Genomic DNA, 18,850 nt, shown 5'->3' with positions numbered 1-18,850 from the left:
TCTTTTCTGCTGATTTTTCTGCTTCAATAAATCGCCAATTTCATGAGGAGCTGCCATGGAGCGCCGCCATTTTTTGTCGTATCTCACTCTTTCCGCGCTGACAGTGCGCAGCGGGCTAATCTGGGCTGCTTCGAAACGCGTAACAACTCAAATCTTGCCGCTATGGCCAGATTTACCGCCGGGCGGTGGCGGTCCTGCTGGCGATCTGGTGATTTCTACCAAAGGCGCGCAGCGTAATATCGTACAGCCCACACTCACCTTATTAACGCCGCCCTCGCCTAATGGTCGCGCGGTATTGATTGCCGCAGGTGGCGGCTATTCGCGCATTGAAATGGGTAAAGAAGCCTGGCCTGCCGCAGCCTGGCTGACGGCGCGCGGATATACCGTTTATGTGCTGAGTTATCGTTTACCGCATGAAGGCTGGAAAGATGGTGCGATGGTTTCACTGCAGGATGCACAGCGCGCGCTGCGCCTGGTGCGGCAACGGGAAAAATATGTCAGCGTGTTGGGCTTTTCCGCTGGCGGTCATCTGCTCGGTATGACGGTCACGCGAGCAGATTTTCGATCTTACAGGGCAACCGATACCCTGGATAACCTGCCCGCCACGGCCGATCGCGCGGCGCTGATCTATCCCGTCATCACGCTGGAAGCGCCTTACACCCACACTTCAACCCATAAAATGCTGGTTGGCAACCACGCGCCCGCCAGTGAAAACGCAGCATGGTCAGTGCAGGAGTTTGTCAATCCGCAATCGCCGCCCTTCTTTCTGGTGCAGGCAGAGGACGATCCGATCTCCGATCCGCATAACACGCTGATTATGTCTGACGCCTGTAAGCGTGAGCATGTGCCGGTTGAGATGCATCGCTACAGCAGCGGCGGACATGGATTTGGTATGGGCAGGCCCGGCACGCCGACCATGGCGTGGCCAGAGCACTATGAAAAGTGGTTAAAGAGCTAATCCACCTCAACCGTTTGCTTGCTAATTAATCCCGCCAGCAGGGTCTGCGAACTGGCTACGGCACCAAAAATCCCGCCCTGCATATGGATCATGCTGAGCGCCGCTTCGTGGTGTTTCAGCTCCGTCGCCGCGCAGCAATCTGACAACACCAAACACTCAAAGCCGCGATCGTTAGCCTCGCGCAGTGTGGTGTGGACGCAGACATCAGTGGTGATGCCGCTGATGATCAGATTGCGAATGCCGCGGCTACGCAGAATCAGTTCGAGATCGGTAGCGTAAAACGAGCCTTTGCCCGGTTTATCGATGATGACTTCTCCCGGCAATGGCGCCAGTTCCGGGATAATTTCCCAGCCCGGTTCACCGCGCACCAGAATGCGCCCGCACGGACCGGGCGCGCCGATTTCCGCCTGCATGCGCCTGGATCGCCAACGCTTATTTGCGGGCAGATCACTTAAATCCGGCCGATGCCCTTCGCGCGTATGGATGATCGGGAAGCCCAACTCGCGCATCGTTGCCAGCACCTGCTGCAGCGGTTTGATAGGCGCGCGCGTTAAGGCAATATCGTAGCCCATGCTATCGACGTAACCGCCTTTACCGCAGAAATCGGTTTGCATATCGATAACGATCAGTGCGGTATCCTGCGGGCTGCAGCGACCGTCATACGGCCACGAGTAAGGGGTTGAATCAATGGCGTAATCAGGCATTTTTTTCCTCCATCACCGTTACTGTGCTTTCACCTTTTAGTTTCACAATCAGCGTATAGCTGGCGGCAGCAGTCACCAGGCCAATCACCGCTTCACCGAACTGTGGGAAGGCGATGTGCGCAATCACCGCACACAAGCTACCAATCGCCCAGGCGGCAAAGGCGCTACCGCGCATGCGGCGCAATTGGCGCTGTTCGCTGATTTTGGCCATGAAGATCAAATCGACAATCATCACCGCGCCAAACGGCGGCACCACGATGCCGAGCAAGCTCAGCCATTCGAGGAAATAGGACCACACGCCAGCCAGCGCCAGCGCCCCGCCAATCACGCCAAGGATCACCGTCCACAGACGCATTTTGCTGCTGAACAGATGACTAAAGCCGACTGCGCCGTTATACAGACAGTGCGTACACACCGAACCGAGATTGATAAACACAAACAGGAAAGCAATCACCGACAGCAGCATGCCGTGCCCCATTAGCATTGGCAGGAAGTTGCCGCCGTTACTCGCCGGATCAACCGCCGCGCCCACCGCCACAATCACCACGCCAAACAGATAAGAGATAACGTTCGCCACCGGGAACGCTGAGAACGCGGCAATCACCGCCGATTTACCGTCTTTTGACCAGCGGGTGAAATCTGCCGTCATGGTGCCGGAATCGGCGAAACCGGCCACCACCATGGTGACGGCGGTGCCCATGCTCATTGCGCCCACTGCGCTGCTGCTGCCGGTAAACTGCGTGATGGTGCTGAAATCGTGATCCTTACTGATCAGCCACAGCGCCACCAATCCCAACACCACGAACAGCGGCGCAGCGATCATGCCGAGCACGGACAATGCGCGCACGCCGAGGAAGGTGATGGCGGTATACAGCACCATGGCAAACGCCGTCACCGCCAGCGCATTCCAGCCAAAGGTTTGGTTGATCACCGTGCCGGTTAACCCGGTCTGGAAGGCGTACCAACCGATCACTACAGTAGAAAGGAAGCCCGAAACCAAAATGTAGCCTTTGGTGCCAAAAGTGCGTTTCGCCTGCAACGCGAAGTTCATGCCGGTATTACCGGCGAACCAGCTCAGCGCACCCACATAGGCAAACAGCACCAGATTTCCCAGCAGAATGGCAATCAGCGCCGGCCAGAAGCCGAGATGCCAGGTAATGATGCCGCCAAATAGCGCATTGGTGAGGATCATCGGGAAACCAAACCACACCGCCGACACCGAACCCGTCGAGTGGCGATGGCTGAGCGGAACCGGTTCATGCTCGAACTCCTGCTCTAAAGCCGGTGAATTTTTGTTAGTCATGGGCAACTCCGATTGAAACAGGTGTGATGTGATTCCAGGGTTGTATGCGCTCGAACGCGGCACTCGCCGCCAGCACCAGGCCATCGTCCAGATGACGACCCACGATTTGCATGCCAATCGGCAATCCGCTGGCGGTAAAGCCCGCAGGAACAGACGCCGCCGGTTGGCCGGTGAAATTGAACGGGAAGCAGAATGAGAGCCAGTGATCGCTGCGCACCATGCGGCCATCGATGATCTCGGGTCCCTGCATATTGAGCGGGAACGGCGGCACCGCCAGCGTCGGCGACAGCAGCAGATCGTAATGCTGCATGAAGCGCCACATCTGGTTACACAGCTTTTTGCGTGCGGTATTGGCGTCGGTAAAAGTTTCAGCGCGCCAGTCATGTTGCAGCATGGCGCTGAGATGCGGTGACATGCGTGCACCCAGTTCGGCGTGCATGTGACGCATGCCGGTGAGATCGCTCTCAAAAGCCACCAGCGCAGCAAAGGTGGCACATTCATCGGCGATACCGGGATCGACTTCATCCAGTTCAGCGCCAAGCTCACGGGCAAAACGACGCGCGGCGTGCGTGACAATGTCACGCACTTCGGGATCAATGGCAATGTAGCCGAAATCCGCGCTGAAAGCGATGCGCAGACCGCTCAGCGGTTTTTCCAGCGAGGCCAGCCAATCCACGTCGTTGCAGGGAATCGAGTGGCGATCGCGCATATCTGGCCCCGCCATCACCGACATCATCAGCGCGCTGTCGCGCACCGAACGCGTCATCGGGCCGATATGCTCCAGCGACTCCCAGCTGGAAACGCCGGGATAACGCTCGTCGCGACAGCCCGGCCATAAGGGTACGCGCCCCATCGACGCTTTCAGGCCAAACACGCCGCAGTGCGCGGCGGGAATTCTTACCGAACCGCCGCCGTCGCTGCCCAGCGCAATCGGACACAGGCGCGCCGCCAATGCCGCTCCGGAACCGGCGCTCGATCCGCCCGGCGTTTTAGAGAGATCCCACGGATTACGCGGTGATGGAAACAGTGGATTGTGCCCAACGCCGCTATAGCCAAACTCCGGTGCGGTGGTTTTCCCCAGCAGCACCGCATCGGCCGCCAGCAGGCGCTCAACGGTGATGTCATCTTCTTCCGGGACAAAATCAGCGTAGGCATGCGATCCAGAAGTGGTTTTCACGCCTGCGGTACAAATCAAGTCTTTCACCGCCAGTGGAACGCCCGCCAGCGCCCCCAGCGTTTCGCCGCGCGCGCGTTTTGCATCAACAGCGGCCGCCTGTTGCAGCGCCAGCTGTGGCGTAGCGGTACAAAACGCCTGAATCTGCGGCTCGCGCTGCTCCATGCGATTGATGGCGGCTTGCGTCACTTCCTGCGCCGAAACGTCTCCGCCGCGAATTAACGCCGCCAGCGTAGTGGCATCTTCATCCAACAGTGCATCAAACATGCGAATACTCCCGATTTATCACTTATCGGAAACGTTGCAGTTTGCGTGCCAGAAAATTCCATAAACGAGGGCGCTAGCGGCCAGGCCAGATGGGATACGCTCTTGGATACAAGATCGAATACTTATGTTTCTTTACAATGCAGCGGTTGCGATAGGAAGCACGAAAATGGCGCAGTCTTGCGCCACCATGGAGAGCGGCTTAACCGGCCGCAGGAATTAACGCATCCACAACCTGTTCGATCACTTCCACCACACGTTTGACGCGCAGCGGGATAAAGCGCGCATCGGGGAATACCGCGTAGAGAAAACGGTCTGGCAGACGATATTGTGGCAAGATGCGTACCAGCGAACCTGATTTTAATGCCTCCTGCACCAGCGGTAACTGCATGCCCCCGACGCCGATGTCCGCCTGCAGCGCCTGCAACAACCCTTCGCTGCTGTTGGCGCGAAACACGGTATTCACGGTTAGCGCGACGGTTTCCTGGTTGGATATCAGACGCAGCGGTGCCTGTTTGTCGATACCGCTAAAGCGAACATGCGGATGCGCGGCTAGCTCTGCCAGCGAGGTAATCGGTGTTGCGCGTACCCGCTCAGGCGCAGCAAACAGCGGCGTTTCAATACGCGCCAGTAAGCGCGCCGGAAACATCTCAGGCGGCATTTCACTCAGGCGCAACGCGATATCCACGCCTTCGCTCACCAGTTCAGCCACACGATCGTCGAGCGCGATGGTCAGATGCAGTTCTGGGTTCGCGCGTTGCAGCGCCAGCAATGGCGGCAGCAAGCGCTGGCCTAATCCGCTGGGTAATTGGATATGCACGCTGCCTTGCAGCGCTTGCTGCGCCGGGCGCAACTGGCTTTCAACGTCCTGCATCGCGGCCAGCAGCGGCTGCATCTGCTGTAAGTATCGCTTGCCCTGCTCGGTCAATTTCATCGCGCGTGTGGTGCGGTGCAACTACACGATGCCGAGTTCCTCCTCCAGCGCCGCGATTTGCTGGCTCACGGCGGATTGCTTCATCCCGCTCAGGCGCGCTGCTGCCGAAAACGATCCGGCTTCCGCCACGCGAAGGAAGGTATTGATGGCGTTGAGTTTATTATTCATTTAATGATTTTTCTGATAAGTGGCATCTGGATAGTGGGATATCAGCAATAAAAATAATAGATAACACTGTGCCTGTCTTGTTCACAGGAGAATCATCATGTCGAAAACACATCACGTCGCGCTGGTCGCGGGCGCAACCGGCATTGTCGGTAGTGAGTTGGTAAAAACACTGCGTCAGCAGGATTGGCAGGTGATCGGCCTGACGCGCCAGCCTGCAATCTCAACGCAGAATATCCCTTTCATCCATGTCGATCTGCTGGATGCGCAGCACAGTGCACAGGCGCTGGCCCCGCTCAATCAGGTCACGCATATTTTCTACAGCGCCTGGCTGAATGCAGCCAACTGGCGTGAAATGGTCGAACCCAACGTGACCATGCTGCGCAATCTGGTGGTTAACATCGATAAAAGCGCGCCGTTGCGCAGCGTTAGTTTGATGCAGGGATACAAAGTGTATGGCGCGCATCTGGGACCGTTCAAAACGCCCGCGCGTGAAAGCGATCCCGGCGTCGCGGGAGCCGAATTCAATGCGCAACAGCTGCGTTGGCTAAGTGACTTTCAGCGCGGTAAAAGCTGGCACTGGCACGCCTTGCGACCCGGTGTGGTCGGCAGCGCGGTACCCGGTAATGCCATGAACCTGGCGCTGAGCATCGCGCTCTACGCATCTCTGTGTAAATCTCAGGGATTACCGCTACGTTTTCCCGGTTCATCGCACGCCTGGCACAGCATGGTCGATCATACCGATGCGGGATTACTCGCGCAGGCCACGCTGTGGGCGGCCAATGCGCCCGGCGCGCGCAATCAGGCTTTCAACGTTAACAACGGCGATTTATGGCGCTGGAGTGAGCTGTGGCCTGCGATTGCCCGCTGGTTTGAACTGGAAAGCGCGCCGGCGGTGAATCTGTCGTTTTCTCAGCTGTTTCAGGATTACCGCGCGCTATGGCAAACCATCGCTATAGAACATCAGCTGATAGAGCCAGATATCTTGCAGCTGAATGATGGGCAGTTTGCCGATTTTGTTTTTGGCTGGGATTACGACATGTTTGGTGATGGCAGCAAATTACGGCGCGCAGGTTTTAACGGCTATCAGGCGACGGATGAGATGTTCTTTGCTCTGTTTGCGCAATTACGCGCAGCACGCATTATCCCTTAACGCTAACAGGGAAGCCTGTGCTCCCCTGTTATTACTTCATTAATGCAGAATGGTTTTGGAGAAAACCTGAATCACCACAATGCCTAACCCGATTAACATCAAGCCCGCCATTGCAGCGAAATCCAGTTTCTGGTTGTAGAAAAAATAAGACATGACCGACACCAAAAATATACCCATTCCGGCCCAGATAGAATAAGCAATGCCGACATTCATCTGTTTAACCACTTGAGATAATCCATAAAATGAAATGGCATAACCTATTACCACAACTACGCTGGGAATAAGGCGTGAGAATCCTTGCGAGGCCTTCATCATGGTTGTGGCAATCGTCTCAGCGACGATGGATATCGCCAGTATCACGTAAACATTATTCATAAAGCCCTCTTAAATGCCCGAGAGTAAACACGCGTTATAGAGTAGCTGTTAGAGGTTGTTTTTCCAACGGATTAAATCGCGCTTCAGTAACGTCAGACCAATCGCCACCACCATAATATCTTTAAAAATAAACGAATCGAGTCCGCCTAACTGCGGTAACAGACTTAAGGTAACTAACCCGGTAAGTATCAACAATCCAGCGCCGATCATACCTAACAGTGGACGTTTAAAGCCTGCGATGAGCAGAATAACCGTCGTCATCTCTACTACGCCCAGGAAATAGCTGCTGCCATGGAGACCGAGGAAGTAGGGAAATATACTCAGCCATGTTTTTATAAATATGGGTTCCAGCGCCTGAACTTCGAATTCAAACCACTTCGCCACACCAAAAACCAGGAAAATAATAATCACCGATAATCGCAATACCATCGGTTCTTTGCTCGCGAGGAAATGGACCACTCGTGAAGTACAGACTTGATTAGCTGTTGTCATAATAAACTCTCCAGTGATTTATGCAGCCAGCTCAATAAGAAATGAGCTGGCATAAAGTCATGGTTCATGATGTCGATTACATCTCAACGCTGTCATATAAGGTGGCGGTGGCATAACCCTGCTGACGCGTATTGATATAGGTCACTCGATAAAAATCACTGCCCGTCATCTCGGCTTTCGCCATTAGTTTTGTCACCAGTTCACTGTGCGTGCCGCCCTGCACGCTGATACTGCCGGAACGCACCACATTTTCACTGCTGTTACGCGTGAGTTCCTGAGCTGCGTTAGAGAAAAATGGGATCAAAACCAAAACTGCGATGATTGCGCTTTTCATAATATCTTCCTTTTGTTAGTGTTCGCTAAAATATATAACGCAACCGAAGAGCAAACGCACCACACTTTATTAGCGAACGCTAAAATATGTGATGGATTTATCAGAAACTTCAGGTGGGAAGGGAGTTATGTCAATGAATGTCAACAAAAAATCAGGCAGACCACGTTTGTTACCCAAAGAAGAGCTGGCGGCGATCATGTTCTCGATCTTTGCTGACAAAGGTTATGAAGCCACCTCACTCAACGATCTTACCCAGGCAACCGGTACCAAGCCCGCCACCTTGTACCAGGCATTTGGTAATAAAGAAGGGATGTTTATCGCTGCGCTTGAACATTACAAAGCGACGTGGCTGCCAGATTTAGAGGCGATTCTTTCCTCTGAAGAATTGAGTTTTAGCAACAAGATTAAGCAGTTCCTGTTTTCGGCATTTAACCTTTTTTCCTGCGAAGGCAAACCGCCAGGCTGCTTGTTGGTGTTTTCCGCGCTCACATTTCGCCCTGAAGCCTCATCGTTAGGCGCGCAGTTATTCAACGAACGTCATGCATTTAAAGCGTGGATAATCGAGGAAGCGCAGCTTGCACAGCAGAACAACACCCTTTCAGGCAAATTATCTCCTGACGAAGCCGCTGAATTTATTCTGACTTTTGAAAGTGGTTTAGCCCTGATGGCGCTGGATAATCCCGACCAGGAAGTGATTAACAGTATGATCGATAAGGTGATCGATGCAGTAATGTGCGAGTGATACTGAGCATTGTGATGTTAAAAACAGCCATATCTCCGCTCACTAAACGCTATATACTCCGGTGCATATCGAATTCAGGAGCTTTTATGCATACCTCTCTTAAGCGGATTATTCTGGCGGAATTACTCACTCTCACCTCGTTTCATAGCTATGCCAGCCGCATCGTCACCGATCAAATTGGTCGTCAGGTGGAGATTCCGGACAGGATTGAACGCGTAGTGGTGCTGCAGCACCAAACTCTGAACCTGCTGGTGCAGCTCAACGCCACCGATAAAATCGTCGGGATTTTGGCGAACTGGAAGCAGCAGTTAGGTGAGGGTTATGCGCAATTAGTGCCGGAACTGACGCACAAAGCGATGCTCGGTGATTTGACGCATGTCGATTTGGAAAAGCTGGTGGCGCTGCATCCGCAGGTGGTGTTTGTCACCAACTATGCGCCGAAAGAGATGATCGACCAGATTTCTGCCCTGGGCATTCCGGTACTGGCGATTTCACTGCGTCACGATGACGCCGGTCAGCAAGGCAAAATCAATCCCAGTATGCAGAATGAAGATCAGGCTTACGATCTCGGCATTAAGGAAGGCATCACGCTGATTGGCAATGTGGTTAACAAGCCAAAGCAGGCGCAGGAACTGATTGATGCCGCCTTTGCCGGACGCAAAATCATCAGCGATCGTTTAAAAAATATGTCTGAACAGCAGCGCGTGCGTGCCTATATGGCGAATCCCGACCTCACCACTTACGGCTCGGGCAAATATACTGGCTTGATGATGGCGCACGCGGGCGCATTCAATGTAGCGGCCGCGACCGTGCAGGGTTTCAAACAGGTCAGCATGGAACAGGTAGTGGCGTGGAATCCGCAAGTGATTTTCGTGCAGGATCGCTATCCCAACGTGGTGCAGGAAATCCAGCAGGATGCGCGCTGGCAAACCATTGACGCGGTGAAGAATCATCGGGTGTGGCTGATGCCGGAATACGCCAAAGCGTGGGGCTATCCGATGCCAGAAGCGATTGGCCTCGGAGAGCTGTGGATGGCGAAAAAGCTCTACCCGGAAAAATTCCGCGACATCAATATGCAACAACAAGCCGATCGCTGGTATCAGCGCTTCTACCAGACGCACTATCATGACCACGCTGAAGATTCTGGCGGCCGGTAGTTTGCGCGCGGCGTGGCCGGATCTGGTGGCGGCATTTATCTCTTCAGCCACAGCGCAGCTCATCTTGCACCAGCATGGTTCTGCATCAGCATGGTTTCCAATCCACGGTTTAAACCGCGATAGCCAACAACACCATGCACAACAGCAGCACATAGATACGCGCATGCCAGACATCGGGCACCGCCGGAATACAGCGCCGGGCAAACACGATCCCGATAAAACCGGCGGCCACCAGCAGCAGTAAAATTTTCAGGCTGATAAAGCCGAGATAACCGCTGACGGGAATCTGCTGCCAGCCGCTGATGGCGTAAGTTATCGCGCCAAAAACGGCGACCGGCAGCGACAGCGGATTGGCCGCGCTGACACAGTCGCGCATGGCATAACCATGACGCCGCAGCAGCGGCACGGTCATTACGCTGCCGCCAACGCCGAGCATGGCGGCGATCACACCAATCATTGTGCCGCCCGCGCTGACGGTCAACCGTGACAACCTTCGCGGTGCAGTGCGGCTAAAGAAGCCTTTCCGCAGCAGGCAATCAGCGATAGTCACCATCATGTAAAGCATAAACAGCCTGCGCACCCAAATGTCGCTCATCACGCCCGCCAGCCACGATCCCATCACCGCTCCGAGCGCGATAAACCAAATTAGCGGCAACAAAGGAACATCATGCAATTTGCCAGCCCGCCAGTTTTGATAACTGGCCCAGCCGGCGTTGAAAATCATCACGGCGGTCGAGGTCGCCACCGCGATATGCATCGCCTGAGCCGCCAGTAACGGCTGCTGCAACAACAATTGATAGACAAACGGCACCACGACAAAACCGCCGCCAAAACCAAACAGCACCGTGGTGATGCCGGTAGCAAAACCCGCCAGCCCAATGATTAACAGCTCGTTCATCGTCTTTCTCTGCGTCATGAAAAGAGTGATGTAGCTTACGCAGCAACCTGCCAGCTTCCCATTTGTGCAGCGCTCAATTACCCTTGCAAATCAGTCAATTTGCGGTGGATGTCGGGGATGCGAAATAGCCACATTGATGAATACGACCATATTGATCGTGACGTGGTGGCGCTGGGCAATGACTACGCGCAGAGATTTGTGCTGCCAGAGCATCGCCATCGTCGCGCGCAGCTGCTGTATGGCGCAACGGGTTTGATGCACGTCGCAACGCAGGCGGGCGAATGGGTGGTACCGCCGCAGCATGCGGTGTGGATTCCGCCAAACACTGCGCACAGCGTTAAGTTTGTGGGTGTTTCTACGCGCAGTCTGTATATCGAGCCGGTTTGTGCGGCAGCTCTGCGTGAAAGCGATCGCTGTCGCGTCATCAGCGTCTCGCCGCTGCTGCGACAGCTATTGATTGAAGCCGTTGAATTACCGCTGTTATACGCATCCGATCGCGATAGAGCGCTGGTGCAGTTGCTGCTGCTTGAGTTAGCGGCGATGCCTGTAAGGGAATTTGATATTCCGCTGCCGCAACATCCGGCGCTGTTGGCGCAATGCCAGAACTTCTTACAAGCACCAACCATTCACGACCCGGCCGAACGTTGGGCCAGCACACTGTTTATGAGTCCCAGCACCTTCCGCCGCCATTTCCTGCAGCAGACCGGTTTGTCTTTTTCCGCCTGGCGACAGCGCGCCTGCGTGGTGACGGCGCTGGCGTGGCTGGTGGCGGGCAAATCCGTTAACGACGTGGCGCTCTCGCTCGACTATGACAGCAGCTCCGCTTTCTCCACCATGTTCCGTCGCGTCACCGGTCAGGCGCCATCATTTTACATCGACCATAACTGAGCAAAGTTTCACCACTCATTTGGCGATTTCAGGCTGAAATCGGCTTTCTGAGGATACGATCTCATGCATAACACACTGAAAATAATCTAATTTCTTTTGAAACAGATACGTGTCGAAATTCAGGCGGTTAACTGCTGCTGCACCGCATCTAAAAACGCCCGCAGCGCCGCCGGTTGCCGTTCGCGTGACATGTAGAGGCCATAGATCGCCAGCGTTTTTGGCTGATAAGCCGGCAGCACGGTTTGTAGCTTTCCATTGTCGAGGGCGTGACGTGCCTCCATTTCCGGCACCATCGCTAAACCGCAACCGGCAATCGCCGCATCACACAACACCGACGAGATACCGGCGCTGAAATTCCCGTGCACTGCCGCTGAGAGGGTTTCGCCCTGCGCATCGGAAAACTGCCAGCTCTGCCCGGCGAAACGGCTGTAATGCAGGCAATTATGCTGTGCGAGATCGGCAGGCGTTTGCGGCGCACCACGCGCCTGCAGATAGCCAGGCGAGGCGCACACCACCGAAACACATTCGCCTAAACGTCGGGCAATGGCGCCAGGTTCGGGATCGTCGGTAATCCGCACCGCCACATCAATGCGTTCGCCGATTAAACTCACCGGTTGATTGTTGATCTCCAGTTCGATACGCACCGCCGGAAAACGCGCGAGAAATGCCGGAATTATCGGGCCCAGAATATGCGTGGCGGTGGAATGTGCGCAGGCGACGCGCAAGGTGCCGTGCGGTTCGCTATCCGCGCCCTGATCGGCAATCTCTTCAGCCAATCTCGCCAGCGCGCGCGATTTTTCGAGGATCTTCTCGCCAGCGGGCGTAATGGTCAGTTTGCGCGATGATCGGTGCAGCAAACGTGCACCGGCCCACTTCTCCATTTCATCCAGATAGCGGCTGACCATCGGCCGCGAAATATCCAATGCACGCGCCGCAGCACTTAAGCTGCCCAGCTCGCAAATGCGGTTAAACACCGTTGCCGCCGTGACTCTGTCCATATTGGCTCCATCTGATCGTTTTATGAAACTGATCATATCCAGTTTCGGGAATTCTACCAGCCAGCAATTTCTCTACAATAAAGCCCTCAAAGACGGCGAGGTGCCGGATAAAGGAAAATTCGATGAAAATGAAAACGTTGACGCTGGCATTGGCCTTTACCGCCCTGCCGGCCTTCGCTGCGCCGCTGAATTTAGACGTGTATAACCCGCAGGAGAACGGCATTTTCCCGGTCTCTTCGACGCTGGTTTCTGGTCCGCATGAAGCGATACTGTTTGATGCGCAGTTCAGCACCAAAGACGGCGAGAAGCTGGTGCAGATGATCAATGCCAGCGGCAAGAAGCTGACGCAGATTGTTATTACCTCCGGCGATCCTGATTTCTATTTTGGTCTGGAACCGATTGTAAAAGCGTTCCCGCAGGTGAAGATCGTGGCAACGCCGGAGGTGGTACAACACATCGAAGCCAGTAAAGCCGCCAAGCTGGCATATTGGGGGCCGCAGATGAAGGACGGCGCGCCAAAGCAGCTGTATGTTCCGCAGGTTACGCATGCCACGACGTTTAAAATTGATGGTGAAACGCTGGAACTGCGTCACGCCAATGATTACGCGGCTTACGTGTGGATCCCGGCGAACAAAGCGATTCTCGGCGGCACCGGCGTGGCTTCCGGCATTCACGTCTGGACCGCCGATACGCAAACGCCTGCCATTCGTCAGCGGTGGCGCAATGTGCTGAGCGAGATGCAAAAGCTGCAACCTAAGCAAGTGATTCCGGGCCATTATCTCGGCGAGCGCCCGGCGGGCGATGCGGCTGTTAGCTTTACCCTGAACTATCTGCAAACCTTTGAGAAAACGCTGCAGCAGCACAAAGGTTCCGCGCAGGTGATCGAGACCATGAAAGCCGCTTATCCGCATCTGCCGGAGGAGAGTTCATTGGATTTGAGCGCCAAAGTTAATACCGGCGAGATGAAGTGGTAAATAATGTTTCAGTGAGTGTGGTCGCCATAAATGGCGACCAGCATCGCAGCAGTAAATCGAGCAAATACAAAGCGCGTTTGATTTGATAGGATTTTGGCCCGAATTTGCGAAATAAGGTGGCGGGTCATGCCCCAAAAAAAGGCGACGCTGATTGGCATGCTGGCCATTCTGCTGTGGAGCGCGATTGTAGGACTGATTAAAAATGTCAGCGAAGGATTCGGCGCGGTAGGCGGCGCGGCGCTTATCTACAGCGCCAGCGCTATTATGCTGATTTTCACCGTAGGCTTGCCAAAGTTGCGCACTTTTCCGCGCAGCTATTTGATTATCGGCAGCGTGCTGTTCGTCTGTTATGAACTCTGCCTGTCACTCTCATTAGGCTTTACCCACAGCGGCCGCCAGGCGATTGAAGTTGGCATGGTCAATTATCTGTGGCCAAGTTTGACCATTGTTTTCGCGGTGATAGTCAATCGACAAAAAACCCATCCGCTGATTATTCCGGGTGTGTTGCTGGCGGTTGCCGGCATTTGTCGCGTGTTGGGCGGCGACCAAGGTTTTTCATTCAGCGAAATCACCCATAACGTGATGGATAATCCGTGGAGTTACGGCCTGGCGCTGAGCGGCGCGATTATCTGGGCGGTGTACTGTGTGGTAACCAAAAAAATTGCTGACGGCAACAATGGGATAACGCTGTTCTTTATCCTGACTGCGCTGACGCTGTGGCTGAAGTTTTTGCTCTCACCGCAGCCGCCGTTTGTGTTATCCGCTGAGGTTTGCATCAGTCTGGCGCTTGCTGCGATGGCGATGGGCTTTGGCTATGCCGCATGGAATGTCGGCATACTGCATGGCAACGTGACCCTTTTGGCCGCTGCGTCCTACTTCATTCCGATCATCTCTTCGATTCTCGCCGCCTTTATTCTGCGCTCGCATTTGACCGTCTCCTTCTGGCAAGGTACCGCGATGGTCAGCCTGGGATCGCTGATGTGCTGGTGGTCAACGCGGGTGCAGCAAGCATAATGCTTATCCTTAGAACAAAATTAACTCGTTAATCCTTTCCTGCACAGATGGCGATCTGTTGCTATTATAGCGACGCAACACACAGCAATGCGTTGCTACGAGAATTTCAGATTGGTAACCTTTACCTGGCCCGCGCTTAGCGGGCTTTTTTTTTGCCGGTTATAAATAACGCGGCTTTTCGGTGCGGAAGCCGAGGCCAATCAAGCGGCCGAACAGATGGCGCAGGAACGGAAAACGGCTGATGATCTGCGGCACTTTGCTTGGTGTGCTGCGTTTGCGCTTGTTGCTGCTCATTTTGATTTGCAGGAATTGGGTGGCGACGGTTGGGAACTGGCGGCGCTGCTGCACTTTTTGCAGATCGTGCAAGGCTACATTGCCCTGCTGCAGCGGTTTGGTCAGCATATTGGCTGCGGCCACCGCATCCTGAATCGCCAGATTAACCCCCACGCCGCCAATCGGCGACATGGCATGCGCAGCATCACCGATACAGAGCACGCCAGGTTTCATCCAGCGATCGAGGCGGTCAATGCGAATCGACAACAGCTTAAGTTTGTCCCACTCATCAACTTCCGCCATGCGCTCTGCACTGAACGGAGCCACCTGCGCCATGGTGCTTTTTAGCGCGTCCAATCCCGCCAGCTTTAACTCGTCGAACTGATTTTTCTGAATGGTGTAGCCGCACTGCCAGTAATCACCACGATCGATAACGACAAAGTTTTGCTTCGGACCTTTATGACCCATGCCGAGTTGCGGATCGTCGGGATGTTTTTCCAGCCGAAACCACAATACATCGCGTGGCGCACCAAAGCTTTTTCCGGTTAATCCGGCTTTGGCTTTGACCTGCGAATTGCGGCCATCCGCACCTACCACTAAAGCGGTGCGTATGATGTGACACTCGTTACCCTGTAACGTTTTTACGCCACTGATTACGCCATTTTCATAAATAAAGTCATTAAATTCGGTGGATTGCAGCAGGGTAAACCCCGGAAATTCGGCGGCTTTTTTAGCGAGAAAATTGAGGAAATCCCACTGCGGCATAAAGGCGATAAAGCGGCACTCAACCGGTAGACGTGAGAAATCGGCCATGGTGATCTCTTCACCCGCCACTTCCGCCTGCAGCTTCTCCGCGCGCTGGTGCGGCAAGGTGAGCAGCTCATCGAGCAATCCCAGCTGGCGCATGATCTCCAGCGTTGAGGGATGAATGGTGTCGCCACGAAAATCGCGCAGGAAGTCGGGGTGTTTTTCAATAACCACGGCGCGTAAGCCCGCGCGCGCCAGTAAATAGCCCAGCATTAATCCCGCCGGGCCGCCGCCAACGATACAACAATCCGCGCTTATCGCGTTTTCCTGTGCTACCTGCATCCTCTGCCTCACGCCAAAAATGATAATCGTTATCATTTATAGCATAACCTTGCGCTAATGTGATGAAACGAACGTCGAGGCCTGATGCGCCGGCGGCACGGCAAAGTTACGCTGCATGCGTTTGATCTCCTCGGCCGGCGGTAAACCGAACAGGCGTTTGAACTCACGATTAAACTGCGAGGCGCTTTCATAGCCCACCGCATGACAGGCCGCAGCCGCCGTCATCTCCTGACGCACCATCAACATGCGCGCCTGATGCAATCGCACCGACTTCACATACTGCATCGGCGGCTGATTGGTGATGCTTTTAAAATGGGTGTGAAAAGTGGGCACGCTCATGCCCGCCAGCGACGCGAGTTGTCCCAGCGTTAGCGGCTGCGCATAGTGCGCGTGAATGTGGCTCAGCGCTTTGCCCACTTTGCCAAATTGGCCTTGCAAGGTTAACGCCGCTCGCAGCGCGCTGCCCTGCGCACCGGTCAGCACGCGATAATAGAGTTCACGCACCAGCGCTGGACCCAGCATCTTCGCATCCAGCGGATGATTTAGCGTTGTGAGAAAGCGCAACACCGTCTCGCGCAACGTCTGATCCATGGGGCTCGACATCATGCTCTGCGCCGCCTGGCTCTCAAACGCCACATCTTGCTGCTCCAGCTGCAACAGCAATTCTGTCGCCACGCTGAAATCGAGATGCAGGTAAATCGCCAACAGCGGATGTTCCGCCGATGCCGCGGTTTCCATGGTAAAAGGCACCGGCACCGCAACCGCCAGATAGTGCTGCTCATCGTAGAGATAAACCTGATCGCCAAAGAAGCCGCGTTTCGATCCCTGACAAACAATCACGATGCCCGGGTCGTACAGCACCGGCGTACGCGCCAGCGGCCGATTGGAACGCAGGATGCGCACGTCCGGCAACGCGGTGAGATTGTAACCTTCCTGCGGCGCTAACGTTGTAAGCAGTTGTACGGTTTGCTGCTGGAGCGTTTCTTTCATCGAATAACATCACCTTCATAATATTAGGCAAGAATTAAACAAGATAAGGCCTTATAGCCGTTTCAGCGCCAGAATATTATGCATCCTCTACTTTTTGAGGAGAAACCGCAAATGTCCAACGTTAAAACATTATTCATCACTGGCGTCAGCAGCGGATTTGGCCGCGCGCTGGCGCAGGTTGCGCTAAATCGTGGCTATCGCGTGGTCGGTACGGTGCGCAATGCTACGGCAAAAGCCGAGTTTGAAAATTTGCATACGGAAAATGCCTTCGCCTATGAATTGGATGTTACCCATTTCGCCGCCATTGAGGCGTTAATTGCCGATGTTGAAACCCGCGTTGGCCCAATTGATGTGCTGGTGAACAACGCCGGTTACGGTCACGAAGGCGTGATGGAGGAATCATCACTGGACGAGATGCGCCGCCAGTTTGACGTTAACGTGTTTGGTGCGGTGGCGATGATTAAAGCGCTGCTGCCCTTTATGCGCCAGCGCCGTCAGGGCCACATTATTAACATCACCTCGATGGGCGGTTTTATCACCCTGCCCGGCATCAGCTATTACTGCGGCAGCAAGTTTGCGCTGGAAGGGATTTCGGAAACCCTCAGCAAAGAGCTGGCGCCGTTCAATATTCATGTGACCGCCGTCGCACCCGGATCGTTTCGCACCGATTGGGCCGGGCGTTCGATGGTGCGCAGCGCACGCAGCATCGCCGATTATGATGCGTTGTTCGACCCGATTCGGCAGGCGCGTGAAGAGAAGAGTGGCAAACAGTTGGGCGATCCGCTTAAAGCCGCCAGCGCGATGCTCGATGTGATCGAAAGCAGCAATCCACCCGCGCATCTGTTGCTGGGCAGCGATGCTTTGGCATTGGTGCGGCAGAAGATGGAATCATTCAGCGCGGAGATTGATCGCTGGGAAGCACTGACGCGATCGACGGATGGCTGATGGAATAATTGCGGTGATATTCAGGTGCGCATGAATGCGCACCCTATAAAATCTCGCCACGCTGACATTCATGGCGACCGGTTTACCCTCAACTAACAGGCATTATTGCAGCACTTCCAACCCCTTTCGCTCGATAAGATTGAGCAATCGCAGTGCTGCGCCGTTAGGTTTTTTCTCTTCTCGTTCCCACTTCACTACCGTCCCCACTGACATGCCGACGTAGGCGGCCAGCATCGCCTGGCTCAGATTATATCGTTGACGTAACTGATTTATTTCATCTCCCGACATCATGTGCAGGACAGGTAGCGAAGCGCGCAATTCACGCAATCTCACACGAGAATCAATTTTTTCTTTTAGCTCATCGGTGACCACGCCAATTTCATTAAAATCCCTGGCGATCTCTTGTAAATCTTTCAGATGATTAACCATCACATTTTACCTCACGCATCTTGCCAGTCTTGATGGCTACTTTTGCTTGTTCTGATGTCATTTCAAATAGTTGTTTGGCCACTTCCTTGTAGAGAGCGAGATCAGATTCAGATATCTCTCGACCACTACTTTTTGAATGCGGATTTAGCATAGCCGTTGACGAAAAAAAGATGTTTTTCAGTTTTAAAGGCTACAACCGCCCGGGCCCCGCCACTTTTTCCAGCAACTAAAGGAATGCGCTTCTTGTAAACTCCCCCGCCGAAACTGGCTTCATAAATCCCTGCCATGACTTCCAGCGCCGCTTTGCATAATTTTGCACTATCGATAGCGTCACCTTTGGTGTTTCTATCGAATGGCTTTAAGACATAAATTGCCATGTGTTCCCTCCGTTCTTAATGAGGACTCTCCTTGTCCTGGCATGAAAACCTATTGTACTAAGTGCAATATATATACTCAAGAACAGCCTTCATCACTTAGCATTGTATGAAATACACTCAACCTCCCTGACCTGTTCATTAAGTGATTGTTAACAATAAATTAGCACTTCTGGCCAAATGACTACGCAACTGATTCGCCATATTCCTGTACATATTAATT

The 18,850-nt window shown here is 54.1% G+C and carries 20 protein-coding genes and 1 pseudogene; 8 read left to right on the top strand and 13 right to left on the bottom strand.

The features are described 5' to 3' along the window. Nucleotides 1-55 precede the first annotated feature (55 nt). Nucleotides 56-958 carry an alpha/beta hydrolase gene (locus tag ACYAC5_RS21405; RefSeq protein WP_192413103.1) on the top strand — a complete coding sequence of 301 codons (903 nt, stop codon included), beginning with the start codon at nt 56-58 and terminating at the stop codon, nt 956-958. Here ACYAC5_RS21405 and biuH read toward each other — a convergent pair. The 4 genes and pseudogenes from biuH to ACYAC5_RS21385 all read right to left on the bottom strand — a co-directional run bounded on the left by biuH (nt 955) and on the right by ACYAC5_RS21385 (nt 5,505). Continuing rightward, nucleotides 955-1,662 carry a biuret amidohydrolase gene (gene biuH / locus ACYAC5_RS21400; RefSeq protein ID WP_101761567.1) on the bottom strand — a complete coding sequence of 236 codons (708 nt, stop codon included), beginning with the start codon at nt 1,660-1,662 and terminating at the stop codon, nt 955-957. The genes ACYAC5_RS21405 and biuH overlap by 4 nt on opposite strands. Then, on the bottom strand, nt 1,655-2,965 hold the full coding sequence (locus tag ACYAC5_RS21395; protein WP_222183440.1) for a purine-cytosine permease family protein: 1,311 nt from the start codon (nt 2,963-2,965) through the stop codon (nt 1,655-1,657). The genes biuH and ACYAC5_RS21395 overlap by 8 nt, the downstream gene beginning before the upstream one ends. After that, nucleotides 2,958-4,406 carry an amidase gene (locus ACYAC5_RS21390; RefSeq protein WP_192413108.1) on the bottom strand — a complete coding sequence of 483 codons (1,449 nt, stop codon included), beginning with the start codon at nt 4,404-4,406 and terminating at the stop codon, nt 2,958-2,960. Before ACYAC5_RS21390 ends, ACYAC5_RS21395 begins: the two co-directional genes overlap by 8 nt. Nucleotides 4,407-4,605: 199 nt before the next feature. After that, a pseudogene (locus ACYAC5_RS21385) lies at nt 4,606-5,505 on the bottom strand (LysR family transcriptional regulator). Nucleotides 5,506-5,602: 97 nt separating this feature from the next. Between ACYAC5_RS21385 and ACYAC5_RS21380 the strand changes: the two are divergent. Continuing rightward, nucleotides 5,603-6,655 (top strand): SDR family oxidoreductase, encoded by a 1,053-nt coding sequence (locus tag ACYAC5_RS21380; RefSeq protein ID WP_462063401.1) that lies wholly within the window; start codon nt 5,603-5,605, stop codon nt 6,653-6,655. Nucleotides 6,656-6,694: 39 nt separating this feature from the next. On the opposite strand, the gene ACYAC5_RS21375 is transcribed toward ACYAC5_RS21380, so the two are convergent. The 3 genes from ACYAC5_RS21375 to ACYAC5_RS21365 form a co-directional block, all read right to left on the bottom strand. Then, entirely contained in the window at nt 6,695-7,030 is a 336-nt protein-coding gene (locus ACYAC5_RS21375; protein WP_008106908.1) for a DMT family transporter, read from the bottom strand. A gap of 48 nt (nt 7,031-7,078) precedes the next feature. After that, on the bottom strand, nt 7,079-7,522 hold the full coding sequence (locus tag ACYAC5_RS21370; protein WP_217548333.1) for a DUF417 family protein: 444 nt from the start codon (nt 7,520-7,522) through the stop codon (nt 7,079-7,081). Nucleotides 7,523-7,598: 76 nt separating this feature from the next. Further along, entirely contained in the window at nt 7,599-7,856 is a 258-nt protein-coding gene (locus ACYAC5_RS21365; RefSeq protein ID WP_217548336.1) for a YdgH/BhsA/McbA-like domain containing protein, read from the bottom strand. Between the two features lie 91 nt (nt 7,857-7,947). Between ACYAC5_RS21365 and ACYAC5_RS21360 the strand changes: the two genes are divergently transcribed. Together ACYAC5_RS21360 and ACYAC5_RS21355 are read left to right on the top strand one after the other, a co-directional pair. Then, complete coding sequence (locus tag ACYAC5_RS21360) at nt 7,948-8,598, top strand: TetR/AcrR family transcriptional regulator (RefSeq protein WP_462063400.1); 651 nt, start codon at nt 7,948-7,950, stop codon at nt 8,596-8,598. A gap of 86 nt (nt 8,599-8,684) precedes the next feature. Further along, a complete protein-coding gene (locus tag ACYAC5_RS21355; protein ID WP_462063399.1) occupies nt 8,685-9,755 on the top strand; it encodes an ABC transporter substrate-binding protein in 1,071 nt (356 codons plus the stop codon). Between the two features lie 109 nt (nt 9,756-9,864). On the opposite strand, the gene ACYAC5_RS21350 is transcribed toward ACYAC5_RS21355, so the two are convergent. Next, entirely contained in the window at nt 9,865-10,653 is a 789-nt protein-coding gene (locus ACYAC5_RS21350) for a sulfite exporter TauE/SafE family protein (protein ID WP_462063398.1), read from the bottom strand. A gap of 117 nt (nt 10,654-10,770) precedes the next feature. Between ACYAC5_RS21350 and ACYAC5_RS21345 the strand changes: the two genes are divergently transcribed. Beyond that, nucleotides 10,771-11,541, top strand: coding sequence for an AraC family transcriptional regulator (locus ACYAC5_RS21345; protein WP_462063397.1), 771 nt, complete (start codon nt 10,771-10,773; stop codon nt 11,539-11,541). A gap of 119 nt (nt 11,542-11,660) precedes the next feature. Here the strand turns inward: ACYAC5_RS21345 and ACYAC5_RS21340 are convergent, their stop codons facing one another. Further along, the gene (locus ACYAC5_RS21340) at nt 11,661-12,539 is read right to left on the bottom strand and encodes a LysR family transcriptional regulator (RefSeq protein ID WP_280173183.1); all 879 of its coding nucleotides are present in this window, start codon (nt 12,537-12,539) and stop codon (nt 11,661-11,663) included. A 122-nt stretch (nt 12,540-12,661) separates the two neighbouring features. Between ACYAC5_RS21340 and ACYAC5_RS21335 the strand changes: the two genes are divergently transcribed. Beyond that, nucleotides 12,662-13,513, top strand: a complete 852-nt coding sequence (locus ACYAC5_RS21335) for a Vmh family MBL fold metallo-hydrolase (RefSeq protein ID WP_192413115.1) — start codon at nt 12,662-12,664, stop codon at nt 13,511-13,513. 126 nt (nt 13,514-13,639) lie between these two features. After that, the gene (gene yddG / locus ACYAC5_RS21330; protein ID WP_192413124.1) at nt 13,640-14,527 is read left to right on the top strand and encodes an aromatic amino acid DMT transporter YddG; all 888 of its coding nucleotides are present in this window, start codon (nt 13,640-13,642) and stop codon (nt 14,525-14,527) included. Nucleotides 14,528-14,686: 159 nt separating this feature from the next. Here the strand turns inward: yddG and ACYAC5_RS21325 are convergent, their stop codons facing one another. Together ACYAC5_RS21325 and ACYAC5_RS21320 are read right to left on the bottom strand one after the other, a co-directional pair. Continuing rightward, nucleotides 14,687-15,889, bottom strand: a complete 1,203-nt coding sequence (locus tag ACYAC5_RS21325; protein ID WP_462063396.1) for an FAD-dependent oxidoreductase — start codon at nt 15,887-15,889, stop codon at nt 14,687-14,689. 54 nt (nt 15,890-15,943) lie between these two features. Continuing rightward, nucleotides 15,944-16,879, bottom strand: coding sequence for an AraC family transcriptional regulator (locus ACYAC5_RS21320; protein WP_462063395.1), 936 nt, complete (start codon nt 16,877-16,879; stop codon nt 15,944-15,946). A 111-nt stretch (nt 16,880-16,990) separates the two neighbouring features. Between ACYAC5_RS21320 and ACYAC5_RS21315 the strand changes: the two genes are divergently transcribed. Beyond that, nucleotides 16,991-17,824, top strand: coding sequence for an oxidoreductase (locus ACYAC5_RS21315; protein ID WP_462063394.1), 834 nt, complete (start codon nt 16,991-16,993; stop codon nt 17,822-17,824). Nucleotides 17,825-17,926: 102 nt separating this feature from the next. On the opposite strand, the gene ACYAC5_RS21310 is transcribed toward ACYAC5_RS21315, so the two are convergent. Further along, nucleotides 17,927-18,253: a helix-turn-helix domain-containing protein gene (locus ACYAC5_RS21310; protein ID WP_137387307.1), complete on the bottom strand. Its 327-nt coding sequence runs from the start codon at nt 18,251-18,253 to the stop codon at nt 17,927-17,929. A gap of 125 nt (nt 18,254-18,378) precedes the next feature. After that, nucleotides 18,379-18,630, bottom strand: a complete 252-nt coding sequence (locus tag ACYAC5_RS21305) for a type II toxin-antitoxin system RelE/ParE family toxin (RefSeq protein ID WP_462063393.1) — start codon at nt 18,628-18,630, stop codon at nt 18,379-18,381. Between the last annotated feature and the right edge of the window lie 220 nt (nt 18,631-18,850).

This window comes from Pantoea sp. y20 (assembly GCF_054903455.1).
Note: the sequence above shows the minus strand (reverse complement) of the source record. Positions and strands in the feature narration are given on the sequence as shown.

Bases quoted from the DNA above. Each gene is read 5' to 3' on its own strand.
- ACYAC5_RS21405 (WP_192413103.1), top strand. From the start codon at position 56: ATGGAGCGCCGCCATTTTTTGTCGTATCTCACTCTTTCCGCGCTGACA.
- biuH (WP_101761567.1), bottom strand. From the start codon at position 1,662: ATGCCTGATTACGCCATTGATTCAACCCCTTACTCGTGGCCGTATGAC.
- ACYAC5_RS21395 (WP_222183440.1), bottom strand. From the start codon at position 2,965: ATGACTAACAAAAATTCACCGGCTTTAGAGCAGGAGTTCGAGCATGAA.
- ACYAC5_RS21390 (WP_192413108.1), bottom strand. From the start codon at position 4,406: ATGTTTGATGCACTGTTGGATGAAGATGCCACTACGCTGGCGGCGTTA.
- ACYAC5_RS21380 (WP_462063401.1), top strand. From the start codon at position 5,603: ATGTCGAAAACACATCACGTCGCGCTGGTCGCGGGCGCAACCGGCATT.
- ACYAC5_RS21375 (WP_008106908.1), bottom strand. From the start codon at position 7,030: ATGAATAATGTTTACGTGATACTGGCGATATCCATCGTCGCTGAGACG.
- ACYAC5_RS21370 (WP_217548333.1), bottom strand. From the start codon at position 7,522: ATGACAACAGCTAATCAAGTCTGTACTTCACGAGTGGTCCATTTCCTC.
- ACYAC5_RS21365 (WP_217548336.1), bottom strand. From the start codon at position 7,856: ATGAAAAGCGCAATCATCGCAGTTTTGGTTTTGATCCCATTTTTCTCT.
- ACYAC5_RS21360 (WP_462063400.1), top strand. From the start codon at position 7,948: ATGGATTTATCAGAAACTTCAGGTGGGAAGGGAGTTATGTCAATGAAT.
- ACYAC5_RS21355 (WP_462063399.1), top strand. From the start codon at position 8,685: ATGCATACCTCTCTTAAGCGGATTATTCTGGCGGAATTACTCACTCTC.
- ACYAC5_RS21350 (WP_462063398.1), bottom strand. From the start codon at position 10,653: ATGAACGAGCTGTTAATCATTGGGCTGGCGGGTTTTGCTACCGGCATC.
- ACYAC5_RS21345 (WP_462063397.1), top strand. From the start codon at position 10,771: ATGCGAAATAGCCACATTGATGAATACGACCATATTGATCGTGACGTG.
- ACYAC5_RS21340 (WP_280173183.1), bottom strand. From the start codon at position 12,539: ATGGACAGAGTCACGGCGGCAACGGTGTTTAACCGCATTTGCGAGCTG.
- ACYAC5_RS21335 (WP_192413115.1), top strand. From the start codon at position 12,662: ATGAAAATGAAAACGTTGACGCTGGCATTGGCCTTTACCGCCCTGCCG.
- yddG (WP_192413124.1), top strand. From the start codon at position 13,640: ATGCCCCAAAAAAAGGCGACGCTGATTGGCATGCTGGCCATTCTGCTG.
- ACYAC5_RS21325 (WP_462063396.1), bottom strand. From the start codon at position 15,889: ATGCAGGTAGCACAGGAAAACGCGATAAGCGCGGATTGTTGTATCGTT.
- ACYAC5_RS21320 (WP_462063395.1), bottom strand. From the start codon at position 16,879: ATGAAAGAAACGCTCCAGCAGCAAACCGTACAACTGCTTACAACGTTA.
- ACYAC5_RS21315 (WP_462063394.1), top strand. From the start codon at position 16,991: ATGTCCAACGTTAAAACATTATTCATCACTGGCGTCAGCAGCGGATTT.
- ACYAC5_RS21310 (WP_137387307.1), bottom strand. From the start codon at position 18,253: ATGGTTAATCATCTGAAAGATTTACAAGAGATCGCCAGGGATTTTAAT.
- ACYAC5_RS21305 (WP_462063393.1), bottom strand. From the start codon at position 18,630: ATGGCAATTTATGTCTTAAAGCCATTCGATAGAAACACCAAAGGTGAC.